The sequence below is a fragment of the Clostridium sp. 1001283B150210_160208_E6 genome (genome assembly GCF_015669365.1).
Taxonomy (GTDB): Bacteria; Bacillota; Clostridia; order Clostridiales; family Clostridiaceae; genus Clostridium; species Clostridium paraputrificum.
Genome location: NZ_JADPAA010000015.1, coordinates 1 through 22,715, shown reverse-complemented (window position 1 = coordinate 22,715; position 22,715 = coordinate 1). Strand labels below are relative to the sequence as shown.

General features: G+C 30.1%; 27 protein-coding genes. 18 read left to right on the top strand and 9 right to left on the bottom strand.

Annotation, left to right across the window (positions count from 1 at the left end; all coding sequences use genetic code 11):
* The first annotated feature begins 64 nt into the window (after positions 1-64).
* Positions 65-562, top strand: a complete 498-nt coding sequence (tpx, locus tag I4V16_RS14010) for a thiol peroxidase (protein ID WP_099327926.1) — start codon at positions 65-67, stop codon at positions 560-562.
* Between the two features lie 52 nt (positions 563-614).
* Here tpx and I4V16_RS14005 read toward each other — a convergent pair whose 3' ends face one another.
* Positions 615-1,328, bottom strand: a complete 714-nt coding sequence (locus tag I4V16_RS14005) for an LrgB family protein (protein WP_099313882.1) — start codon at positions 1,326-1,328, stop codon at positions 615-617.
* Complete coding sequence (locus I4V16_RS14000; protein ID WP_195966905.1) at positions 1,312-1,695, bottom strand: CidA/LrgA family protein; 384 nt, start codon at positions 1,693-1,695, stop codon at positions 1,312-1,314. Before I4V16_RS14000 ends, I4V16_RS14005 begins: the two co-directional genes overlap by 17 nt.
* Positions 1,696-1,894: 199 nt before the next feature.
* On the opposite strand from I4V16_RS14000, the gene I4V16_RS13995 reads away from it, so the two are divergent.
* Together I4V16_RS13995 and I4V16_RS13990 are read left to right on the top strand one after the other, a co-directional pair.
* Positions 1,895-2,215 (top strand): helix-turn-helix domain-containing protein, encoded by a 321-nt coding sequence (locus I4V16_RS13995; RefSeq protein ID WP_099313880.1) that lies wholly within the window; start codon positions 1,895-1,897, stop codon positions 2,213-2,215.
* Positions 2,216-2,227: 12 nt separating this feature from the next.
* Entirely contained in the window at positions 2,228-3,472 is a 1,245-nt protein-coding gene (locus I4V16_RS13990; RefSeq protein WP_049179258.1) for a cytochrome c biogenesis protein CcdA, read from the top strand.
* 43 nt (positions 3,473-3,515) lie between these two features.
* Here the strand turns inward: I4V16_RS13990 and I4V16_RS13985 are convergent, their stop codons facing one another.
* The 3 genes from I4V16_RS13985 to I4V16_RS13975 all read right to left on the bottom strand — a co-directional run bounded on the left by I4V16_RS13985 (position 3,516) and on the right by I4V16_RS13975 (position 6,193).
* Positions 3,516-4,304 (bottom strand): ABC transporter permease, encoded by a 789-nt coding sequence (locus I4V16_RS13985; RefSeq protein WP_049179257.1) that lies wholly within the window; start codon positions 4,302-4,304, stop codon positions 3,516-3,518.
* A complete protein-coding gene (locus I4V16_RS13980) occupies positions 4,304-5,062 on the bottom strand; it encodes an ABC transporter ATP-binding protein (protein WP_049179256.1) in 759 nt (252 codons plus the stop codon). The genes I4V16_RS13985 and I4V16_RS13980 overlap by 1 nt, the downstream gene beginning before the upstream one ends.
* A gap of 111 nt (positions 5,063-5,173) precedes the next feature.
* A complete protein-coding gene (locus tag I4V16_RS13975; protein WP_195619082.1) occupies positions 5,174-6,193 on the bottom strand; it encodes an ABC transporter substrate-binding protein in 1,020 nt (339 codons plus the stop codon).
* Between the two features lie 1,150 nt (positions 6,194-7,343).
* On the opposite strand from I4V16_RS13975, the gene I4V16_RS13970 reads away from it, so the two are divergent.
* On the top strand, positions 7,344-7,586 hold the full coding sequence (locus I4V16_RS13970; RefSeq protein ID WP_099313865.1) for a hypothetical protein: 243 nt from the start codon (positions 7,344-7,346) through the stop codon (positions 7,584-7,586).
* On the opposite strand, the gene I4V16_RS13965 is transcribed toward I4V16_RS13970, so the two are convergent.
* Together I4V16_RS13965 and I4V16_RS13960 are read right to left on the bottom strand one after the other, a co-directional pair.
* Positions 7,570-8,499 carry a transketolase family protein gene (locus I4V16_RS13965; protein ID WP_099329496.1) on the bottom strand — a complete coding sequence of 310 codons (930 nt, stop codon included), beginning with the start codon at positions 8,497-8,499 and terminating at the stop codon, positions 7,570-7,572. The two genes, I4V16_RS13970 and I4V16_RS13965, sit on opposite strands and share 17 nt — an antisense overlap.
* Positions 8,496-9,314 (bottom strand): transketolase, encoded by an 819-nt coding sequence (locus tag I4V16_RS13960; protein ID WP_049179457.1) that lies wholly within the window; start codon positions 9,312-9,314, stop codon positions 8,496-8,498. Before I4V16_RS13960 ends, I4V16_RS13965 begins: the two co-directional genes overlap by 4 nt.
* Positions 9,315-9,508: 194 nt before the next feature.
* On the opposite strand from I4V16_RS13960, the gene I4V16_RS13955 reads away from it, so the two are divergent.
* The 9 genes from I4V16_RS13955 (at position 9,509) to I4V16_RS13915 (ending at position 16,606) form a co-directional block, all read left to right on the top strand.
* A complete protein-coding gene (locus I4V16_RS13955; protein ID WP_049179456.1) occupies positions 9,509-10,501 on the top strand; it encodes a LacI family DNA-binding transcriptional regulator in 993 nt (330 codons plus the stop codon).
* Between the two features lie 218 nt (positions 10,502-10,719).
* Positions 10,720-11,628 carry a ribokinase gene (gene rbsK / locus I4V16_RS13950; protein ID WP_049179455.1) on the top strand — a complete coding sequence of 303 codons (909 nt, stop codon included), beginning with the start codon at positions 10,720-10,722 and terminating at the stop codon, positions 11,626-11,628.
* Positions 11,629-11,651: 23 nt separating this feature from the next.
* On the top strand, positions 11,652-12,578 hold the full coding sequence (gene rihC / locus I4V16_RS13945) for a ribonucleoside hydrolase RihC (protein ID WP_242959694.1): 927 nt from the start codon (positions 11,652-11,654) through the stop codon (positions 12,576-12,578).
* A gap of 25 nt (positions 12,579-12,603) precedes the next feature.
* The gene (gene dcuC, locus I4V16_RS13940) at positions 12,604-13,962 is read left to right on the top strand and encodes a C4-dicarboxylate transporter DcuC (protein ID WP_195542335.1); all 1,359 of its coding nucleotides are present in this window, start codon (positions 12,604-12,606) and stop codon (positions 13,960-13,962) included.
* A gap of 52 nt (positions 13,963-14,014) precedes the next feature.
* On the top strand, positions 14,015-14,440 hold the full coding sequence (locus I4V16_RS13935; protein WP_207738421.1) for a GNAT family N-acetyltransferase: 426 nt from the start codon (positions 14,015-14,017) through the stop codon (positions 14,438-14,440).
* 14 nt (positions 14,441-14,454) lie between these two features.
* Positions 14,455-15,102, top strand: a complete 648-nt coding sequence (gene fsa, locus I4V16_RS13930; protein ID WP_049179452.1) for a fructose-6-phosphate aldolase — start codon at positions 14,455-14,457, stop codon at positions 15,100-15,102.
* Positions 15,103-15,185: 83 nt separating this feature from the next.
* Positions 15,186-15,326, top strand: coding sequence for a hypothetical protein (locus I4V16_RS13925; protein ID WP_153246648.1), 141 nt, complete (start codon positions 15,186-15,188; stop codon positions 15,324-15,326).
* A gap of 93 nt (positions 15,327-15,419) precedes the next feature.
* A complete protein-coding gene (trxA, locus tag I4V16_RS13920; RefSeq protein WP_049179451.1) occupies positions 15,420-15,734 on the top strand; it encodes a thioredoxin in 315 nt (104 codons plus the stop codon).
* Positions 15,735-15,748: 14 nt separating this feature from the next.
* Positions 15,749-16,606 (top strand): NAD(P)/FAD-dependent oxidoreductase, encoded by an 858-nt coding sequence (locus I4V16_RS13915; protein ID WP_049179450.1) that lies wholly within the window; start codon positions 15,749-15,751, stop codon positions 16,604-16,606.
* A 93-nt stretch (positions 16,607-16,699) separates the two neighbouring features.
* On the opposite strand, the gene I4V16_RS13910 is transcribed toward I4V16_RS13915, so the two are convergent.
* Both I4V16_RS13910 and I4V16_RS13905 read right to left on the bottom strand, forming a co-directional pair.
* Positions 16,700-16,948, bottom strand: a complete 249-nt coding sequence (locus I4V16_RS13910) for a spore coat protein (protein ID WP_049179449.1) — start codon at positions 16,946-16,948, stop codon at positions 16,700-16,702.
* Between the two features lie 12 nt (positions 16,949-16,960).
* Positions 16,961-17,146, bottom strand: coding sequence for a hypothetical protein (locus tag I4V16_RS13905; protein ID WP_049179448.1), 186 nt, complete (start codon positions 17,144-17,146; stop codon positions 16,961-16,963).
* Positions 17,147-17,341: 195 nt separating this feature from the next.
* Here I4V16_RS13905 and I4V16_RS13900 point away from each other — a divergent pair, with 195 nt between their 5' ends.
* The 5 genes from I4V16_RS13900 (at position 17,342) to I4V16_RS13880 (ending at position 22,636) form a co-directional block, all read left to right on the top strand.
* The gene (locus tag I4V16_RS13900) at positions 17,342-17,857 is read left to right on the top strand and encodes a DedA family protein (protein ID WP_049179447.1); all 516 of its coding nucleotides are present in this window, start codon (positions 17,342-17,344) and stop codon (positions 17,855-17,857) included.
* A gap of 12 nt (positions 17,858-17,869) precedes the next feature.
* Positions 17,870-19,096, top strand: coding sequence for a glycosyltransferase (locus I4V16_RS13895; protein ID WP_099329494.1), 1,227 nt, complete (start codon positions 17,870-17,872; stop codon positions 19,094-19,096).
* A complete protein-coding gene (locus I4V16_RS13890) occupies positions 19,077-19,691 on the top strand; it encodes a hypothetical protein (RefSeq protein WP_049179446.1) in 615 nt (204 codons plus the stop codon). Before I4V16_RS13895 ends, I4V16_RS13890 begins: the two co-directional genes overlap by 20 nt.
* 112 nt (positions 19,692-19,803) lie before the next feature.
* Positions 19,804-20,508 carry a response regulator transcription factor gene (locus I4V16_RS13885; RefSeq protein ID WP_049179445.1) on the top strand — a complete coding sequence of 235 codons (705 nt, stop codon included), beginning with the start codon at positions 19,804-19,806 and terminating at the stop codon, positions 20,506-20,508.
* Entirely contained in the window at positions 20,483-22,636 is a 2,154-nt protein-coding gene (locus I4V16_RS13880) for a sensor histidine kinase (RefSeq protein WP_049179444.1), read from the top strand. The genes I4V16_RS13885 and I4V16_RS13880 overlap by 26 nt, the downstream gene beginning before the upstream one ends.
* The last annotated feature ends 79 nt before the right edge of the window (positions 22,637-22,715 follow it).

The window sequence follows — 22,715 nt, the reverse complement described above, 5'->3', positions numbered from 1 at the left end:
TTGCAATTTCTCTTTTTTGAATAATGTTTTTTCGATAGGGAAATTTATTTATGAGGTGAGATAAATGAAAAAAATAACTTTTAAAGGAACTGATATAACTCTTGAATGTAATCAGTTATCAGTTGGAGATACATTAAAGAGCTGTATTCTCGTTGGAAATGATTTGAATGAAGTTGAATTAACAAAGACAAATGGTATTAGAGTAATATTATCTGTGCCATCAATTGATACTCCTGTTTGTGATACTGAAGTTAGAAGGTTTAATAAAGAAATTGAAAGCCTGCCAAATGCACATTGTTACACTGTTTCAATGGATTTACCATTTGCTCAGGCAAGATGGTGTGGAGCAGCTGGAATTAATAGAGTAACAACTTTATCTGATTATAAGTATAGAAGTTTTGGAGATACAACAGGAACTTATATAAAAGAGCTAGGATTATTAACAAGAGCTTCCTTTGTAGTAGATGAAAATAATAAAGTTATATTTGTAGAATATTTGGATGAAGTAGCTAACGAACCAAGTTATGATAAGATAATTAGTGTTGTAAAAAATGCTATTTAATAATGTATTTATAAATAAAAGGGGAGAGCTTTGCAAAGGCAAAGCTCTCCTCTTATTTTATTAAGCTATGAATATATAAAGATATATTGTAGGCTAATGGAGCAATAAATACTGTCATTATTCCAGCAACTCCAATTGAAAGACCACTCATAGCACCTTCTGTTTCACCTATTTCTAAAGCTTTAGTAGTACCCACTGCATGAGCAGCTGTTCCTAGGGAAATTCCAACTGCCACACTGTCTTTTATTTTAAATATTTTACAAATTGTAGGGCCCATAACTGCTCCAATTATTCCAGAGAGAATTATTGCAAGAACAGTTACTGAAGAAATACCTCCTAATTGATTAGAAAGTTCAATTCCTATTGGAGTTGTAACTGACTTAGGTAATAGTGACTTTATTATTGAAGCATCTAATCCTAAGAAATAAGAAAGTCCTATTACTGCAAATATTCCTATAATAGATCCAAGAAGTACTCCAAGAAAGATTGATAAAGAATGTTTCTTTAATAAATCTAATTGTTTATATAGGGGCACTGCAAGTATTACGGTTGATGGTCCAAGGAACATATTTATAAATTTTCCACCTTGATTATATGTGTCAAAGTCAATATTAAAAGCAAGTAAGAATGCTACTACAATTCCTATTGCAATAAGTAATGGGTTAAATAGTGGAATGTTTGTCTTTCTATATATGTATAACCCTATTTCAAAGGCAACCAGTGAAAGTACTATACCAAATAAAATATTATTAGTTATTATGCTCATCTACTTCACATCCTTTATTATTACTAACTTTTCTAGATACAAATTTAACTATTAATCCTGTACTAGCTATTACTATTGAAGTGGTTAATATACATACTATTATTAGTTTTAGCCAAGTATCTTTTATAACTCCAACAGATGTCATAAGGCCTACGCCAGCAGGGATAAAGAAAAATGCTAGATGATCTAAAAGAAATGTTGATACAGTTTCAATCTGTTCTAGTTTTATTACTTTTGTGCATAAAAGTAATAATAAAATTAGCATCCCTAGAATATTTCCAGGTATAGGGAGGTTTAAAAGTCCAGATATTAGTTCACCCATTAGATAAATTCCGAATATTACAATTGCTTCTCTAAATAGTTTCATAATTCGCCTCCTATTTTATATCTCTTTTAATTTATCATTTATGAAAATAAATGTAAACTGCGAAAAAACGCAGAAAACAGTTAATTAGGTCTATATATAGTCGTAGGTTTTAGTTACTTAAAAGTTACTAATTGATAGTATAAATAATTATTGTTATACTTAAAAACAAGCTATATATAAGATAGGAGATGAACAAAGTATGGATAATAATAAATTTAAGTGTCCTATTGAAGCTTTATCAAATATATTAGGGAAAAAGTGGGTATTTAATATAATATGGTTTCTAAGAGAAGATAAAAAAAGATTTAGTGAGATTCAAAAGTATTTAGAAGGATGTAGTAGAAAAGTACTATCTCAACAACTAGATTTACTTATAGATAATAATATACTTGTTAATGAAAAGCAGGAAATAAATAATAATGTGGAGTCTTATTATTACCTAAGTAATAATGGATTAGAGCTACTTGATATAATAGAAAGAATGATAGTATGGGGAGAAGCAAATTTAAAATGCAAATAAAGGAGTATTAAAATGTTTGACGGATTATCATCGATAGAGAATATAAGTTTTTTACTAGTATTTTTAGAAGGGGGATTATCATTTCTATCACCTTGTGTTTTACCTTTAATACCTATTTATATTAGTTATTTAGCAGGTAATGCAAAGAAAGAAAATGAAGATGGAAGTATAACATATGTAAGAAAAAAGGTGTTGTTTCACACAATATTCTTTATATTAGGAATTTCAACAGCCTTTTTTGTGTTAGGTATATCATTCACTTCTTTAGGAAAGTTCTTTAATACAAATAAAGCCTTATTTAGTAAAATTTCAGGAATTATAATTATAGTTTTAGGACTATACCAAATTGGAATATTTGATTTTAAGTTCCTTCAAAGAGAGAGAAAGATAAATCTTAATTTAAGAGGTAAGAAGATAAATCCTTTAATGGCATATATAATGGGATTTACATTTAGTTTTGCATGGACACCTTGCGTGGGACCAGCGCTATCATCAGTATTAATTTTAGCTTCTAGTGCTAAAAATGCTGCTTTAGGAAATTTATTGGTATTATTGTATACAGTAGGATTTACAATACCATTTTTATTATTAGGTATATTCACTACACAAGCCTTAAACTTTATTAAGAAGAATAAGAAGATAATGAAGTACACAATAAAAGCTGGTGGTGTAATTATGATTATAATGGGTGTGATGACCTTCACTGGATGGGTAAATAACATAACAGGATATTTAAGTTCAACTGGAAATAATCAGAGCGCTAAACAGGAGCAGTCTAAAGATGAAGAAAAAGAAAGTGATAGTGAAGAAGATGAGAAAGAAGCACCAGATGCAATTGACTTTGAACTAGTTGACCAGTATGGAAATACTCATAAGTTATCAGATTATAAAGGAAAGGTAGTATTTCTTAATTTCTGGGCAACTTGGTGTCCTCCTTGTAAAATGGAAATGCCTAATATAGAAGAGCTTTATAAGGAATACAATTATAATAAAGGTGATGTTGTGATATTAGGGGTAGCTCAGCCTGGAGGGCAAGAAAAAAGTATTTCTGGTATAAAGGAATTTATAAATAGTAATGGGTATACTTTTCCTACAGTTTTTGATGAAAGTGGGGATGTATTTGGAAAGTATTATATAAGATCACTTCCAACTACTTTTATGATTGATAAAGATGGAAAAGTATATGGCTATGTAAGTGGAGCTTTATCAAAGGATCAAATGAAAAGTATTATAAATCAAACAATTGAAAAGAAATAGTAATAGGCTATGAGAAGTTCTCATAGCCTATTACTTTAAAGAATTAAGATTCTTTAATATATTTTTTTTCTATAATAGCAACCAATTTATACATTAAGAATGCAATTATTGAAAGTAGTACTATACTCATCATTACCATATCTAATTGGGAGATTTGACCACCATAAACAATTAGGAAGCCAAGTCCTTCTCTTGCAACTAGGAATTCACCCATAATTACACCAACCCAAGATAGGCCTACATTAATCTTTAAAGCTGATATTAACACAGGAATAGTATAAGGTATAATTAAATATCTTAAAATTTGTATTTTATTAGCTTGGAATGTTTTCATTAATAGAATTTTCTCTCTATCTACTTCTTGGAATCCTGTGAATACACTTATTATAGTGGTTACAATAGATATTAAAAGTGCTATTACAATTATAGCGCTAGTACCATTACCGACCCAGAATATTATAATAGGTGCTAAAGCAACCTTTGGTAGAGCATTTAATACAACTAGATAAGGATCTAATACCTTAGCTGTGAATGGGAACCACCAAAGAACTATAGCAATTATAGTGCCTAAAATAGTGCCCAGTGAAAATCCTAATATAGTCTCATAACATGTAACCCAAATGTGTCTTAGTATAGTTCCATCTTCATAGAAAGATAGGAATGATTTAAACATCCTACTAGGACTTGAAGTTAAAAATGGGTCAATCCACTTCATATCTGCTGCTAATTCCCATAGTACTATAAAACCAAGAAGAATTAGTATTCTAAAAAGAGTAACTTTTAATTTATCACGTTTAACCTTCTTAACGTATATTTCATGTTCCTTACTCATTATCCATCCAACTCCTTCCATAATGAATTGAAATAGCCTTTAAATTCAGGCTCTTTTCTTCTTTGGAAAGGGGTGGCATCTTTATTTGCAAATTCCATAGGAACATCAATTTTTATAGTAGAAGGTCTTTTGGCTAAAACTAAAACTCTATTTGCTAAAGAAATTGCTTCACTTATATCATGAGTAACCATAATTGCTGTTTTCTTCTCTTTTTTTATTATAGAGCTTACATCATCACAAACTTTTAATCGTGTTTGGTAATCTAAAGCAGAAAACGGTTCATCCAAAAATAATACATCAGGATTTAAAGCAAGGGTTCTAATTAAAGCAACTCTTTGTCTCATACCACCTGAAAGTTCTCTAGGATAATGTTTTTTAAACTTTAGAAGGTCATAATCTTTTAATAGTTGTTCAACCCTTTCTATATTTTCTGGGGTCATAAGTTTCTTTATTTTTAATCCTAAAGTTACATTTGTCCAAACGGTTTCCCATTCAAATAAATGATCCTTTTGAAACATGTACCCAATTTTATTTAAGTTTTTATGAATATCCTCACCGTTATAAAGTACTATTCCACTAGAAGGTTCTAATATTCCAGATAGTATATTTAAAAGAGTGGATTTTCCACAACCAGAAGGTCCGAGTATACAAATAAAATCTTCATTACTTACATCAAAATTTATATTAGTTAATGCTTTTGTCTCTCCTTTTAAGGAATGATAATTCATAGATATATCTTGAATTTCAAGCAAAGACATCTAATCACCACCTTTTTATTTTATGTATATAGGTGGATTATCCTGTATGTGATGTGGGAAGCCTTAAAATTAAGGCTTCCATCATCCACACTTGTTCGTCCTGTATTTCTACTATTTTTCATTTACTATTTTTTCAGCAAAAGAGTTATTTACTATTGTTTTATATTCAGGTCTAGAAGGTATAAGTGATGCGTCATAGGATTGAATAACATCCATTAATTTAGTTAAATCTTCTTCGTTTAATGTTGGATCTGAAGCAAGAGCATCGATTTCTTTGTAGTTATCGATAACCTTAATCATAATGTCTCTATCAGTTCCAGGGAAGAAAGATATAATTGAATCAGCTACTTCTTCAGTTGAATGGCTTTGGAACCATTGTTGTCCTTTATAGATAGCTCTAGTGAATTTTTCTATTGTTTCTGGATTTTTATCCATATAGGATTTTGTTGAGAAGAAACAAGTATAAGCAAGTTTCCCAGAGTCGTTACCTATTGAAGCAACAATCTTTCCACTACCTTCTTTTTCTAGCATTGAAGCTGTAGGTTCGAATAGAGCTACATATTCCCCACTTCCAGCTTTAAATGCACCAGCAGTAGCAGTGAAATCAATATTAGTTACCATTTCTACATCTTTTCCAGGGATAATACCATGGTTCCTCATAACATATTCAAGTGCCATTTCAGGAACGCCACCAGGTCTACCGCCTATTAACTTCTTACCCTTTAGTTGTTCCCAAGTGAAGTTTTCTTCACCATTTCTTCCAACTAGGAAGGAACCATCTTTTTGAGTAAGTTGTGCAAATAGTACTGGGTAATCTTCTCTTCCTTGATTATAGATGTAAATTACTTGTTCAGGTCCACAGAAACCAATGTCGGCGTTGTTGCTAAGCACATTTTGCATAACTTTGTCCGCTCCTTGTCCAGTTGAAAGATCTATTTCTAGTCCTTCCTCTTCAAAGAAGCCTTCGCTTATAGCAACATACATTGGAGCGTAGAATACAGAACGAACTACTTCGTTAAGACGAACTTTTTGTAGCTCTGATTTTTCTTCTTTCTTGCCACAACCAATAAAAGAACAACTAATGGTAAAAACAAGTGCCAAGAAAATTGCTAGTTTTGACTTTTTTCTCATGTTCGTATGTCCTCTCCTTAATGATTACTAAAGATGCTTTATGATGTATATTATGACGGATAATGTCAGAGTGTTAAAGAAAGATGGAAAATAAAAATAGTAATAGATGATTTAGAATAGATAAGTCAAGAACCAAAGTGGAGTGGTAATTCTTGATTATGAATTATGGTATTCAAAGTGTTCCTACAATACCTGTAGTATTAGTGGGGTGATATTTGTTTTGATGTGACTTGGAGCGTAGCGATAGAACAAGCAAAATAAATGTCCACTCCACCTTTTTTATATTTGTAGATAATATGTAGAAAGTGAGAACTAAGTAATCTTTAAAAATTGAACAGCACGGTATTTACAAAATATGTTATAATCAACTCGTAAGTGTATTATTTATGTATAATTGAATAGGGGGGATATAATAAAATGACTGTTAGTATTCAAGAGCTATTTAGATACTCACTTGCTATTGTTATCCTCGTTGCATTTATTGCAATGATTGTCTATTTTTTGATTGGTTTAAAAAGTAAAAACTATGCAAAGGCAAAAATATTTGCGATGATTTATGTATGTTCAAATGTATTGCGACTTCTATTAAATCATTTTAATCTGTATTAATTTAAGGCTTTGTTTTAAAGTATTACGAAGATAAAATTAAATATTTAATTAATAACAGTACCGTATTATTCAAAATGGATATGCGGTATTTTTTAGTGCGCAATTCTAAGAAATTGTACACTAAAAAGTTACTTAATAGAAAAAAGTTGAGAGTCTATTCTCAACTTTTTTTCATTACATGATCATAATAAAAGCAGATAGCACTATCAATAATAGTGTTCATATAGATATTGTAGTTAGGGCTTGTACCTTTAATCTGATTAAGCTTTATTAGCGTAGATTTTCTGAAGGAATAAGATCTACGGACCTCAAAAAATTCTCCATCTATAGGTGGAGTCTCTTATTTTTTCTTCTTGGCATTTCAAGCCTCCAAATTGTTTTTTTCTATAAATTCTATATGCAAAAAGATAAGTTGTTAAGTTCTTAAGTTTTTAAGAACTTAAGAAGTTATAGTAAAAATGCGGGTTTGAAGGGGTTTTTATGAGATAAATTCTAAAAATGCATATATTTTATTTGAAAATAAATTTTGGAGGGATTTATCATGGAAGATAAAATTAAATTGAGAGCTGAAGAGTTTGATCGCTACGATAAAAAGGAGATAGCTTTGGCTATAAGAAATTCAACATTGGATGATGATATGGATTGTTCACTACTAAATAAGAATATTATTAAAATGTTAGGCGATAGAATAGAGGGACAGCATCAAATTTATTTTGATACTGTCCCTTTAAATTTGTGGTTATTTAATATGTGTGAGGTGGAAAAAACTATATTATTGATTTAATTGTTTTAACAATTTTATCCGATGTTAAGCCGTATTCCTTGAATAATTCTTCAGGTTTTCCGCTTTGTCCAAAAATATCATTTATTCCAATTTTTTTTACTAATGAAGGGTGGTTTTCGCATATAACTTCTGAAACAGCAGAACCAAGTCCTCCAACAACATTATGTTCTTCTACTGTTACAATTTTTCCAGTTTCTTTTGCCGCTTTAAGAATGATTTCAGTATCAATTGGTTTTATGGTATGAAGATTAATTACTCTTACATTGATACCTTCAGCTTTTAATTTTTGTTGTGCTTCTAAAGATACTTGTACCATTGAACCTGTAGTAATTATAGTACAATCATTACCTTCTCTTAAAGTTACACCCTTACCAAACTCAAATTTATAGTTAGATGAATTTACGCTATCTACTGCTAAACGACCTAAACGTACATAGCATGGGCCATCACAGTTTGCTACATACTTTATAATTTCTTCAGTTTCCTTTTCATCGCAAGGTGAGAAAACTTTCATATTAGGAATAGAACGCATCAAAGCAAGGTCTTCAATAGCTTGATGTGATGCACCATCTTCTCCAACAGAAATTCCAGAATGAGTAGCACAAAGCTTTACATTTAAGTTAGTATAAGCTACTGAGTTTCTTATTTGTTCAAAAGCACGTCCGGCTAAGAACATAGCAAAACTACTTGCAAAAACTATTTTACCTGTAGAGGCTAATCCTGCTGCCACGCCAACCATATTTGCTTCAGCAATACCCATATTGTAGAAAGACTCTGGTGAAGAAGCTTTTACATCACATGTTTTTGTAGATTTAGATAGATCAGCATCTAATACAATTATATTTTTATTTTCTTTAGTAAGTTGAGATAAAGCTTTACCATAAGCTTCTCTTGTTGCAATTTTAGACATTATAAAGCCTCCTCTATTTCTTTTAATGCAAGTTCAACCTGCTCCTTATTAGGGGCAGCACCATGCCATCCAGCTTGGTTTTCCATAAATGAAACCCCTTTTCCTTTTATAGTTCTTGCAATAATTACAGTAGGCGCTCCTTTAAAGTTTTTTGCCTCTTCATAACAATTTAAAAGAGCATCTATATCATGACCGTCAACAGTAAGTACATTCCACCCAAAAGCTTTAAATTTTTCATCTATTGGGGTAGGATTCATTACATCTGTAATGTTTCCATCAATTTGAAGACCATTAAAGTCAACAATTGCTAATAAATTGTCTAATTTATAGTGGCTTGCACACATAGCTGCTTCCCAAACTTGTCCTTCTTCTAGTTCTCCATCACCTAAAAGGCAATATACTCTATTGGATGAGTTATCTATTTTGTTTCCTAAAGCCATACCTACAGCTGTTGATATACCTTGTCCAAGGGAACCTGTAGACATATCTACTCCAGGAACATAATTCATATTTGGATGTCCTTGTAGTTTTGAACCTAATGAACGTAAATTGATTAGTTCTTCTCTTGAAAAGAATCCTCTATTACTTAAGGTTGCATACAAAACAGGAGCAGCGTGTCCTTTTGAAAGAACAAATCTATCTCTATCTTGTTTGTTAGGATTATAAGGGACTATATTCATTTCTTCAAAATATAGAGTTGTTAGGATTTCTACTGCTGAAAGAGAACCACCTGGATGTCCAGATGAAGCGCTTGCGATAGATTTTATAATATCTGTACGAATTGTTTTGCAGATAGTATTTAAATTTTGATTTTTCATAAATATATGCTTAAGATTAAGCAATTCACCTACCTTTTTAGTTTGTAAGTAATTTGCTTAAGTTAGAAAAGTTTGTTGTTTGTATTGATAAACATAATTTAAAAGAAAAAAATGTTTCTGTCAAGTAAAAAGTTAAAATTATTGACAAGTAACTCTTTATTAATATAGAATTTTTAGGAAAGAGGGTGAGTGAAATGGCTACAATAAGAGATGTGGGGAAATTGGCAGGAGTATCGGTAGCTACAGTATCTAGAGTTATAAATAAAAAGGGTTATGTAAGTAAAGAAACTGAAGAAGCTATTTTAAATGCAATGAAAATGTTAAATTATACACCAAATGATGTTGCTAGAAGATTAGCAGGAAAAAAATCAAAAACAATAGGACTAATTATTCCTAATATATTAAATCCATTCTTTCCAGAGGTGGCAAGAGCAGCAGAGGACACTGCAAATAAATTAGGATATAATTTAATTCTTTGTAATACTGACAATAGTAGGGAAAAAGAAAGACAATATTATGAGATGTTGTTTAACAAACAAGTAGATGGAATTATGATTTGTTCTTATACCGCCACACCTGAAGAATTATTAGCTTTAATAGATAGGGGTATGCCTTTAGTTGTATTAGATAAAGAATTCACTAATTATGAAATACCTTCTATAACAGGAGATAATAAAGATGGTGGAAGAAATGCAGCAATGCACCTTATAGAGTGTGGATGCAAAAATATTGCACATATAACAGGGCCTATGTATATTGAAGCTTTAGAAGAAAGATTTAATGGTTTTAAAGAAGTACTAAAAGAAGAGAACCTATTTAGATCAGATTTTGTTAAAGTTGATGAGTTTTCTTTAAAGGGAGGATATAGCGCTACTAAGGAACTTCTTCAAGAGGAAAATAACATTGATGGTATATTTGCTGGAAATGATATTTTAGCAATAGGATCTTATAAAGCATTAAGAGAGATGGGGTATGAGCTTGGAAAAGATATTAAATTAATAGGTTATGATGGGTTAGAGTCTAATATAAATTACTTAGAAATTTCATCTATAGCTCAGCCAATGTATGAATACGGACAAAAGGGTGTAGAATTGTTGTTAAAAAAGATAGAGGGAAACGAGGATATATCAAAAGAAAAAATAAAACTAAATGCTAAGTTAATAAAAAGAGTATCTACTATAGGATAGATGGGCAGTGGTTTACGCTGTCTTTTTTTTATGCAAAAAAAGTATGTATTTGTTTACATAACAGGTTGACAAGAAAAAAACACCATGATAATATATGTATATAACCGGTTACACATTGGAGTTATTTGTTTGAGTTAAAAGTTTGTTAGGTATTGAAGTTACTATGTTTGTAAAAATAAAACGCTAATATTTAAACGGTTTACTATTTGGAGGTAGAAATGAAGAAGGTAGTAGTAGTAGGAAGCCTTAATATGGACCTGGTGATGGAAGTTGAAAGAATGCCAAAAGTTGGAGAAACTATAAAGGGTAATAAGATGAGTTACTTTATTGGTGGGAAAGGTTCTAATCAAGCAGTAGCGGCTTCAAGGCTAGAAGATAATGTGAAAATCATAGGATGTGTTGGTAAAGATACATTTGGTGAAAAAATTTTAAAGCATTTAAAGGAAGACGGTGTTAACGTAGAGAGTGTTAGGGAAGATAATTGTGCATTTACTGGACTAGCTACAATATTTAAGACACCTGAAGACAATTCTATAGTGGTGATACCTGGAGCAAATGATTTTTGTGATATAGAATTAATTAAAAACTATGAAGAGGTAATAAAGGATGCAGATGTTGTAATAACGCAGTTAGAAATTCCTATGGAAACTGTTGAGTATACTCTTAAAATAGCAAAGAAGCATGGTGTTAAAACCATACTAAATCCAGCACCTGTAAAAACATTATCTAAAGAAATAATTGATAATGTAGATTTTATTACACCTAATGAAACTGAATTTGAGATAATCTGTGGACAAACTTTTAAGAATGGTAAAGAACTAGAGGAAAGCATGGTAAAATGGCAAGAAGATAATAGTTGCAATTTAATAGTAACACGTGGTAAGCAAGGATCTTCCTATGTGAAGGATGGAGAAGTTATTACTATAGATGCAATAGAGGTTAATGTAGTAGATACTACTGGAGCAGGTGATACTTTTAATGGAGCTCTTGCTCGTTGTGTAGCAAATGACTTTAGGATTGAAGAAGCAGTAAGATTTGCAGGAATAGCAGCTTCTTTATCAGTAAGAAAATTAGGTGCTCAATCAGGAATGCCTACACTAAAAGAAGTAAATGAATATTTTAAATAAATAAGGGAAAGAGGATGACGATTATGATTAACAAAAGACCAATAATTATTGATACAGACCCAGGAATTGATGATGCGGTTGCCATAGCAGCTGCAGTATTTAGTAACTCTGTTGATGTGAAATTAATTTCTACTGTTGCTGGAAACGTTTCTATTGATTATACTACTAACAATGCCTTAAAATTAGTAGAGTTTTTTGGAAAAGATATACCAGTTGCACAAGGTTCGTGTAAACCTTTAACCAGGGAAGTTGAGCATTGCAGTAATATTCATGGTGAAACAGGAATGGCAGGGTATGATTTCCCAGAACCAACAAGAACAATAATTGAAAAGAATTCAGTAGATGCAATGAGGGATGTAATTTTAAATTCCAAAGAAAAAGTTACATTAGTGCCTATTGGACCTTTAACTAATATTGCATTATTATTAACTACTTATCCAGAAGTTAAAGAAAATATTGAAGAAATAGTTTTAATGGGAGGATCATCTGGAAGAGGAAACCATACTCCAGCTGCTGAGTTTAATATATATGTAGACCCAGAAGCTGCAAAGATTGTATTTGGATCTAAAGTTAAAATAGTAGTTTGTTCATTAGATGTTACATCAGTAGCTACTTTAGATTTAGAAACAATAAATAAACTAAAAGTAATGAACAAAGTAGGAGATATGTTCTACTCAATGTTTAATCACTATAGAGGAGGAAGTGTATCTAAGGGCGGTTTAAAGATGCATGATTTAACAACTATAGCATACTTAGACAAGCCAGAGTTATTTGAAAAAGTTGAGACTTTTGTCGATGTAGAAACTGCTGGAGAATATACATCAGGATTTATGGTTGTTGATTTTAAAGGAACTTATAATAAGCCCAATAATGCTACATTCTGTACTGAAATTAATGTAGAAGAATTTAGAGAATGGATGTTAAATATTTTCAAAAATATTAATATATAAATTTTTTACATAGGAGGAATTGTAAATGTTAGAGATTATTATCGCTTTATTAGTTGTTTTAGGTGTAGGTTATTTAATTTACAAGAAGTATAATGCAACAATTGCTTTAGCAGTTGGAGGAATTATATTACTTTTTGCAGCAGTTATTTTAGGTCATCCAATTTTATCGCCTGAAGAAACTACAGGAATTGTATGGTTAGACCCTTTTAAAAAAATAGAAATATCATTTCTGAAAAATTTAGGTAACATAGGTTTAACTATTATGACATTATTTGGTTTTTCTAGTTATATGAACTTAATAGGTGCAAATGAAGTTACAGTTGATATTATGACAAAACCATTAGGAAAGATTAAATCAAAATATGTTATTGTTCCAGTAATATTTTTATTAGGTAATTTATTATCTCTAGTAGTACCAAGTGCTTCGAGTTTAGCGGTATTACTTATGGCTACGCTATATCCTGTATTAACAAAGGTAGGTGTTACACCTTTAACTGCTGGTGCAGTTATTGCAACCACAGCTACAATAATGCCAACTCCATTAGGAGCTGATAATGTACTTGCAGCTGAAACTTTTGGAATGAATATTATGGATTATGTTATAGCTCATGCAAAGGTTTCTATACCTTCTTTAATAATTATGGCAGTTGCGCATTACTTCTGGCAAAAACATTTAGATAAAAAGCAATCCTTATCTAATGAGGTAAAGATTGATGAAAGTAAATTAGCTAAGTTAAATGATAATTTACCACCAAAGTATTATGCAATTTTACCAATCTTACCACTAATTTTAGTATTATTCTTTAATATCTTTATGAAGGAAGTACAAATTGGGCTAGTAAGTATCGCATTTATATCATTAATAGTTGCAGTAATTCTAGAGCTTATTAGAAAGAAAGATTTTGTCAAGGTTTCTAATGATATAAATGAGTTCTTTAAAGGTATGGGTAGTGGCCTTGCTATGGTTGTATCATTACTTGTTGCAGCATCACTTCTTGTTGATGGATTAAAGGCTTTAGGTGTTGTAGATATGATTACAAATTCAGTACAAAATCTTCATGGTGCAGGAACAATATTAATGCTTGCATTTAGTGGAGTTACATTCTTAATTGGATTAATCAGTGGTGGAGGGTTATCAGTGTTCTATGCTTCAGTAGAAATGATTCCTGAACTTGCAGCAGCAGTTGGAGTTTCTGGACCTATGATAGCTTTACCAATGCAAATGGTAGCAAACCTAGTTAGATCAATTTCTCCAGTAGCAGCATGTATAATAGTAGTTTGTTCAATAACAGGTACAAACCCAATGCAAATTGTAAAACGTACTTCGGTTCCGGTTTTAGTTGGAGTTGCAGCAACACTTATATTATCAGTAATATTATTATAGAAAAATGGAAATAAGGCTAGCTAAAAAAGAAGAAATTATCCAAGTAGAAAGTATGATTTTTAAGGCTGCAAAGCTTTTACAGTCTAGAGGAATAGCACAGTGGGAAAGATTTTTAAATATTTATAATATAAGTATTTGTGAAGAAGATTTCAAAAGAAAAAAGCTATATGTGTTAGTGGATGATTTTAATAATATAGTTGGTTCAATGTCCTTCGGTAAGGAGGAAGACATTGACTATAAATTGTGGACAGATTGTAGTGGGGCTTATTTTATACATAGACTAGTTATTAGTGATAATAACTGGGGCAAAGGTTATGGTGAAAAATTAGTAAATTATGCAAAAGAAATATCAAAGGCTCATAATAAAATTTTAAGATTAAATGCAGTCGAAAATAATAATTATCTATTTAGGTATTATGAGAGACAGGGATTAAAGTATGTTAATAGGAGCTTAGGATATAACTTGTTTGAATGGTAAGTAGGAGGATATATATGAAGTTTTTTTTAGATACTGCAAATGTTGAAGATATAAAAGAAGTTAATGAATTAGGGATTATCGCAGGAGTTACTACTAATCCATCTTTAATTGCGAAAGAAAAAAGAGATATACATGAGGTTATTTCTGAAATTGTAAATATTGTTGATGGTCCTATAAGTGCAGAAGTAATAAGTTTAGATTATGAAAACATGATTAAGGAAGGAGAAGAATTAGCAAAAATTCATAAAAACATTGTAGTGAAAATTCCAATGACAAAGGATGGGTTAAAGGCTGTTTCATATCTTTCAAAAAAAAATATAAAAACTAATGTAACCTTAATATTTTCAGCTACTCAAGCACTATTAGCAGCAAGAGCAGGTGCAACCTATGTGTCACCTTTCCTTGGAAGATTAGATGATATAGGATCTAATGGAATGATTTTAATTAATGATATCAGTGATATTTTTAATATTCACTCAATTAATACTGAAATAATAGCTGCATCTGTTAGACATCCAATTCATATTATTGAAGCAGCAAAAGCTGGAGCAGATATAGCTACAGTACCACCAACGGTTATTGATAATTTAATTAAACATCCATTAACTGATAGTGGAATTGAAAGATTTATTAAAGATTGGAATGAAGCAAATAAGAAGTAGTTAAAATATTATTCAAAATTTAATTCTTATATGTTGTTAATAAGTAAAGAGAACCAATTGGCTTTTAGCCAATTGGTTTTTTTGTGAATTTTAACTTTAGGTTAAGAGAAAAGGGAGTTGTAAGTTTAGAGCTTATGGTATGGTCCTTTAATAAAGAAGCAATAAATTTTTATGAAAGCATAGGAATGGTTGAAAGAAATAAAGTTATGGAATATAAGTTATAAATATATATTTTTTATAGGTGCCTAATTAACATTTATTTCATATAAATATTAATAAGAGAGTTTATAGAAGTATATTAATTAGGAGGATATAAAATAATGAGAAATATAAATACAAGAGAATTTAATTCGGAAGTTTTAAACCAAAGTGGAGTGGTAATTGTTGATTTTTATGCAACTTGGTGTGGTCCTTGCAAGATGCTTGCACCAGTACTTGAAAGTATAGATAATGAAATGGGAAATATAAAAGTAGTTAAAGTAGATATAGATGAAAGTAGGAGATTAGCTATGAATTATGGTATTCAAAGTGTTCCTACAATAAAGATATTCAAAGATGGAAGAGAAGTAGCTACAAGGGTAGGATTTCAACCTAAAGAAACATTAGAAAATATTATTCAAATGATTATGTAGAGGAAGTGTAAAAATTGCAGGAACGTTATGATATAGCTATAATTGGGACAGGCCCTGCAGGATTATCAGCTGCATTAAATGCTAAAATAAGAAATAAATCATTTATACTATTTGGAAGTAATAATTTAAGTTCTAAAATAGCGAAAGCACCTAAGATAAATAACTTTTTAGGGTTTCCTAATATGAGCGGTAAAGAAATGGGAATGGCCTTTAGAGAGCATATAAAATCAATGGGAATAGAGATTACAGAAGAAAGAATAAATAATATTTATTCAATGGGCGATTATTTTGCACTAATGGTAAATGATAAGATGTATGAAGCAAGAGCCATAATACTTGCCACAGGGGTGGAATTTTCCAAGCCTATAAAAGGAGAGTTAGAGTTTTTAGGTAGAGGTGTAGGATACTGTGCAACTTGTGATGCTCCTCTTTATAGTGGAAAGGATGTAGTAATAGTATCATCTAACGAAGAAGGAGAAAGAGATGCAAATTATGTATCTGAATTAGCTAAAAGAGTATATTATGTTCCATTATACAATGGAGAATATAGAATTAATAATAATATAGAAGTGGTAAAAGATAAACCTATGGAAATTATAGGTGATGATAAGGTTAAAAAAATATTATTAAAAAGTAATAAAATAGATACCGATGGAGTATTTTTTTTGAAGGATGCAATTTCTCCATCTCAACTTGTGCCTGGACTTCTAGAAATAGATGGACATATAATGGTTGATAATCATATGAGAACAAATTTAAAAGGATGCTTTGCAGCAGGAGATTGTGTTGGAAAACCATATCAATATATTAAAGCTGCGGGTGAAGGAAATATAGCATCACTATCGGCAGTTGCCTATTTAGATGGTAGATAATAATTTGAGAAAAGTAAAAAAGTTATAAAAAAATTTATATATATATCATGGACTAAATTAAAGTATTTATTATTTTAATTTAGTCCTTTTATATTAACCTTGAGACATTTGTTGTTTAACAGTTGCAATTTCTTCAGGTGTAGCAGGTTGTGCAGGAATATAATATCCTTTTTCTTTTGCTATTTTAAATAAGCTGTATTGACGAGTTTCGTCTGCATTTCTCATAGTTATTATTTGTTGACGAAGTTGTTCGTTCTCAGTTTGAGCAATTATTCCACCATATCCTGCTAGACTAGCATTTAATCCGGCAAGGTAATCGCTTATCATTTCTTTTTCTTGCATTTCTTATTCCTCCTATTCTAAGAAAGTCATTAACTTATCTTTATTTGTTTTTGCGTCTTGTGCGTCCTTTGTAAGCATTTGTTTTAGTTGAGGGTCAGTACATTGTTGTGCATAGAAGTTTAACTTCTTTTCAATAGTACAATGAGCCCCAATTAAGTGACGTAAGTTTTGTAGTTCTAATTGATTTAAATTAGCCATCTTCGTATCTCCTTTCAAAAAAACTTCAATATTAACTTTTACAAGTTGCTATTCATTTATACCTAAAAAAACTTGGAGCATTATCCTTAAACTTTTTTTAATATCTCTTAAGTTTTTCTTTATTATTTTCACAAGATATATATAAGAAATGAATTTTACAATAAAGACATAACAAAAGAAAAGGAGATAAGAGCTATGAATATTGAAATGTTAACAAATTATTTTTCACAATATGGATTAATAGTTTTCTTTATAATAATTTTTCTTGAATATCTAAATGTACCAGGCTTAGCAGCTGGTATAGTAATGCCTTTAGCAGGTGTATGGGCAGCTAATGAAGGAGTAAGCTTTTTTACAGCTATTTTCATATCAGTAATAGCTGGACTTTTGGGCAGTTTAGTTCTCTATTTCATAGGAAGAATAGGGGGAGAAATATTTTTAAAGAAGTTAATACAGAAGTTTCCTAATCAAGAAAAGATGATAAATAGCAAACTAGACTATTTAAGACAAAAGGGAAGCATAGGAGTTTTTATAAGTAAGCTAATACCTATGGCAAGGACATTAATAGAGATTCCAGCTGGAGTACTAAAAATTGATTTTATGAAGTATTTTTGGAGTGCTAGTTTAGGAATATTTGTGTGGAATTCAATATTTATAGGTTCGGGATATATATTTGGTGAAGCTGTATTTCAAAAACTAACTTTTTTATAGGGAGGAGATAAAATGAGAATTGCAATGTTAACAAATAACTATAAACCTTTTGTTGGAGGAGTTCCAATATCAATAGAAAGATTGTCTAAGTCTTTAAGAAGTCTTGGGCATGAAGTTTATATATTTGCTCCAACTTATGACAATCAGTGTGATGAGGAATTTGTAATAAGATATAAATCCTTAAAAGGAAAAATATCAGGAGGAGTTGTACTTCCAAATATATTTGATATGGAAATAGAGAAAAAGTTTAAAGCTTTAAAATTTGATATTATACATGTGCATCATCCAATGTTATTAGGCAATATAGCTCAGTATTTAGGAAAAAAATATAATATTCCAGTTGTATATACTTATCATACAAGGTATGAAGAATATCTACATTTCTTAAAACCTTTCGAATTATTAGAAAGTAGAGGAGATAAAATAGGGGATAAAATTTTAAATTATAGTAAAGAAAAATTTGTACCTAATAGAATAAGAAACTTTGTTAATAGGTGTGACTTGGTCTTTGCACCTACTGAAACAATGAAGGAATATTTGTTACGAAGCGGTGCGGAAAGTAAGGTGGAAATATTACCAACTGGACTAGAAGATGAATACTTTAATGAAAATAAAAAGGGAAGCAGGGAAGTAAGAAATAAGTATATTAGAGATAATAAGTATTTGTTTTGTACTGTTTCAAGGCTTAGTAAAGAGAAAAACTTACACTTTTTTATAGATGGATTACTAGAACTAAAAAATAAAATAGGTGATTGCTTTAATACTGTGGTTATTGGTGATGGTCCATTAAAGAAAGAGCTAGAAGAAAGAGTTCAGAGATTAGGTCTTCATAATAATGTTACCTTTATAGGAAAAGTTGATAATAAAAAGATAAAAGAGTATTACGGTGCATGTGATTTGTTTCTTTTTTCGTCAAAGTCAGAAACTCAGGGAATAGTTCTTCTTGAAGCTATGGCATCAAAGCTCCCTGTAGTAGCTGTTAAAGCTTCAGGTGTAATGGATGTAGTGGAGAATGGTGTTAATGGATATATGACAACTGGGAACGAAGAGGATTGGGCTAATAGGATATGGGATATTATAATGAACAATAATCTAAGGTTGAAATTTAAAGATGGAGCTTTTAGAACATCAAAAGAATACTCTGACTCTAAAATTGCTAAATTGGCCCTACATTATTACGAAGAGGTAATATTAGAATGTTATAGAAGGGGACAAGAGTATGCACTTAAAATTGGATAGGGATAGGTTACTTAGTAATGTTTATATAAGCTATTTAAGATTAATATGGAAAACAAGTGATATTGAATATGAAGGAGAGATAAAAGATTTTACAAACAGTATAATTGGATTTTGGCATGGTGACAGTTATGTTATGAATTTAGCAATTAATAAATTAATATCAAAGGATATAGATTTAAAGGTTGTGGTTACTGCTGATAAAAGAGGAGATTATATTGAAAATATCCTGAATTATTATGGAGGGAAAGCACTAAGAATGCCAGATGGTATAAAGATGAAGGGGTTTTTAAAAGAACTTAAGACAGAAAGTAAGAAGAAAAATGGAACTTTAGCCATTGCTCTTGATGGACCATTAGGACCCTTCCATGAACCAAAGAAAATAGCACCTTTGTTATCAAATGAATCTGGTAAAGAATTAATAGGATTTAAAATAGATTATTCTAATAAGATATCCTTAAATAAAAGATGGGATAAATATTCAATACCACTACCATTTACAAGGATAAGAATAAATACTGTAAACTTTGGAGTGGTAACAAAGGATGATTTAAGAGGGTATAGAGAATATTCTAAAGAGTTAAAGAAGTTTCTTTAGAAATTCTTTAGATTTGTCTAGATATTATCTTTAGTAATATCACTTACACTTTAATTAATAGGTGATAAATGATATCTTTATCTATGTATTTAATAAGAAAAGAGGTATTGCTATGAATACATATAATGTTTTAGTTGTAGAGGATGAAAAGGAAATTGCAGATGCAATAGAGATATATCTAAAAAATCAAGGATATAGAGTGTTTAAAGGATCAAATGGAATAGAAGGTTTAGAGATAATAGATAGAGAAGAGATACATTTAGCTATCGTAGATATAATGATGCCTAAGATGGATGGAATCCAAATGACAATGAAGCTTAGAGAAAATCATGATTTTCCTGTAATTATGTTATCAGCTAAATCTGAGGATTTTGATAAAATAACAGGTCTTAATATTGGTGCAGATGATTACGTGACAAAGCCATTTACGCCATTAGAGTTACTTGCAAGGGTTAATTCTCAGCTTAGAAGATATTCTAAATATTTGAAGTTGGTTGGAAATAAAGAAATTGAGGAAAATGTGTTTTCAATAGGAGGTCTTGAACTTAGTGTTGATAGAGTAGAAGTTACTGTAGATGGAAATCAAGTGAAAATGACTCCTATAGAATTTAAGATATTGCATCTACTTATGAAAAATGCAGGAAGAGTGTTTTCATCAGAAGAGATATATGAGAGGGTGTGGAATGAACAAGCAATAAATACTGATACCATAATGGTTCATATAAGAAACATACGAGAGAAGATAGAAATTAATCCTAAAAATCCAAAGTATTTAAAGGTGGTGTGGGGAGTTGGATACAAAATTGAAAAACAATAAGAAAAGTTTATTATTAAGTGTAATAGTAGGAATTATTATTTTAGCAGTATCAATAGGTATGGTAAGTTTTTATCCTAAAATGGTTAGGGTGGCTAAGGAGAAATCTTTATCTGTAAATCCATATATAGATTATTCTATTCAAAAATATATGTACGATAGTAGTATGGTTCTATATAAAAATTTACTTGAAAAAGAATATGATAAAAATATAGTACCTTCTGATATTTTCATTAAAGATAGAGAAAATGAAAACTATGATAGAAATGATTATAAAGAAAATATAGATCGAAAAGTATATAATGCAGAAGATTTACTTAAAAAAGGAATTAAAAATCTTGATTATATAATTATAAATAATAAAAGTGGTTTTGAAATTTCTAAAGGTGAAGATAACATTAAAAAGATAGTAAAAGGTGAATTAATAAGTGAAGATGATTATTATGGATATTATATAGTAGTTAAATATGATGAAGATGGTAATTATAAGATAGCAGATATTAAGGGCGCAGAGAAGGATGTTATTACAAATTTATTTTATGGTTTAGAATGGAACAGGTATAGTAATAATGGAACTGTGACCGTAAGTGGGCCTAAGGATGTTACTATCGCTTATGGAATACCTAAGATCTTAGAATATGATGATCCTATTAGTTATCGTATAGAAAATAGTGACAGAATTGCATATGGTGATATTTCTTTATTATATGGGGGAGCATTAGCTGTAATAATAATTATTTTAGCATTATTTACTCCTTCAAAAATATGGAGCAGATGTATTGGCATTAAAAATATATTAAGAATACCATTTGAAATTTTAGTTGTTTTATTAACTTGTATGATTTCACTAATAGCTTTATTACCAATGTTAGTATATGAATATGGCAATAATATTGGAAACTTCATAGAAATGATGAATAGTATAGGGGTATCCCAAAGACCTTCAGAAGTAATATTTATGTTGGGAAATATACTAGGTTTATCAATTGTTTTATATGGAATTTACTTAGCTATAATAGTTGTAAAAAATATCTTTTATGTTGGAGTTAAAGAGTATTTTAAAACTAAATCATTAATAGGAATGTTATTATTAAAATCCAAAGGCTGGATTAAAGAAGGTTATAACAGACTTATAGAAATAGATTTAAACGATAAATCAAATAAGACTCTTATAAAAATATTAGGTGTAAATTTTATTGTATTAAGTATAATGTGCAGTATTTGGTTCTTTGGTATAGGAATATCAATAGCTTATACAATAGTGTTATTCTTTGTGTTAAAGAAGTATTTTGATGAAGTAAAACAAAAGTATAGTATTTTACTTAAAGCAACAAATAAGATTGCTGAAGGGAATCTGGATGTAGAAATAAAGGAAGATTTAGGTTTATTTAATCCACTAAAAGGAGAACTAGAAAAGATTCAATCAGGATTTAAAAAGGCTGTAGAGGAAGAAGTGAAAAGTCAAAGATTAAAAACTGAACTTATATCAAATGTTTCTCATGATTTAAAAACACCACTAACTTCAATAATAACTTATGTTGATTTATTAAAGAATGAAAATATTACAGAGGAAGAGAGAAAATCATATATAGAAACAATAGAGAGAAAGTCTGAAAGACTTAAGAACTTAATTGAAGACCTATTTGAGATGAGCAAAGCTACTAGTAAAAATATTCAGCTTAATATAGTAGAGGTGGATATAGTAGAGTTAATGAAGCAAACGCAATTTGAATTAAGTGATAAAATTGAAGAATCTTCATTAAAATTCAAATGGAACTTACCTAATGAAAAGGTAATTATAAAATTGGATAGTCAAAAGACATTTAGAGTGTTTGAAAATCTATTGATGAATATAGTTAAATATGCAATGCCAAATTCTAGAGTATTTATTGATATTATAAATGAAGAGGATAAGGTATCTATTGTATTAAAGAATATGTCTGCTAATGAGATGGATTTTACAGCAGAAGAGATAGTTGAAAGATTTGCAAGAGGGGATAGATCTAGGAATACTGAAGGGTCAGGTCTTGGACTTGCAATATCAAAGAGCTTTGTTGAACTACAAGGTGGAAGCTTTAAAATTGAAATAGATGGAGATTTATTTAAAGTTAAAATTGATTTTAGTAAATAGTAAAAAGGGGCTGTATCAAAATAAATTTGATACAATCGGATAAAAAGAAAGAAGAGAATTCATGAATTTGAATTCTCTT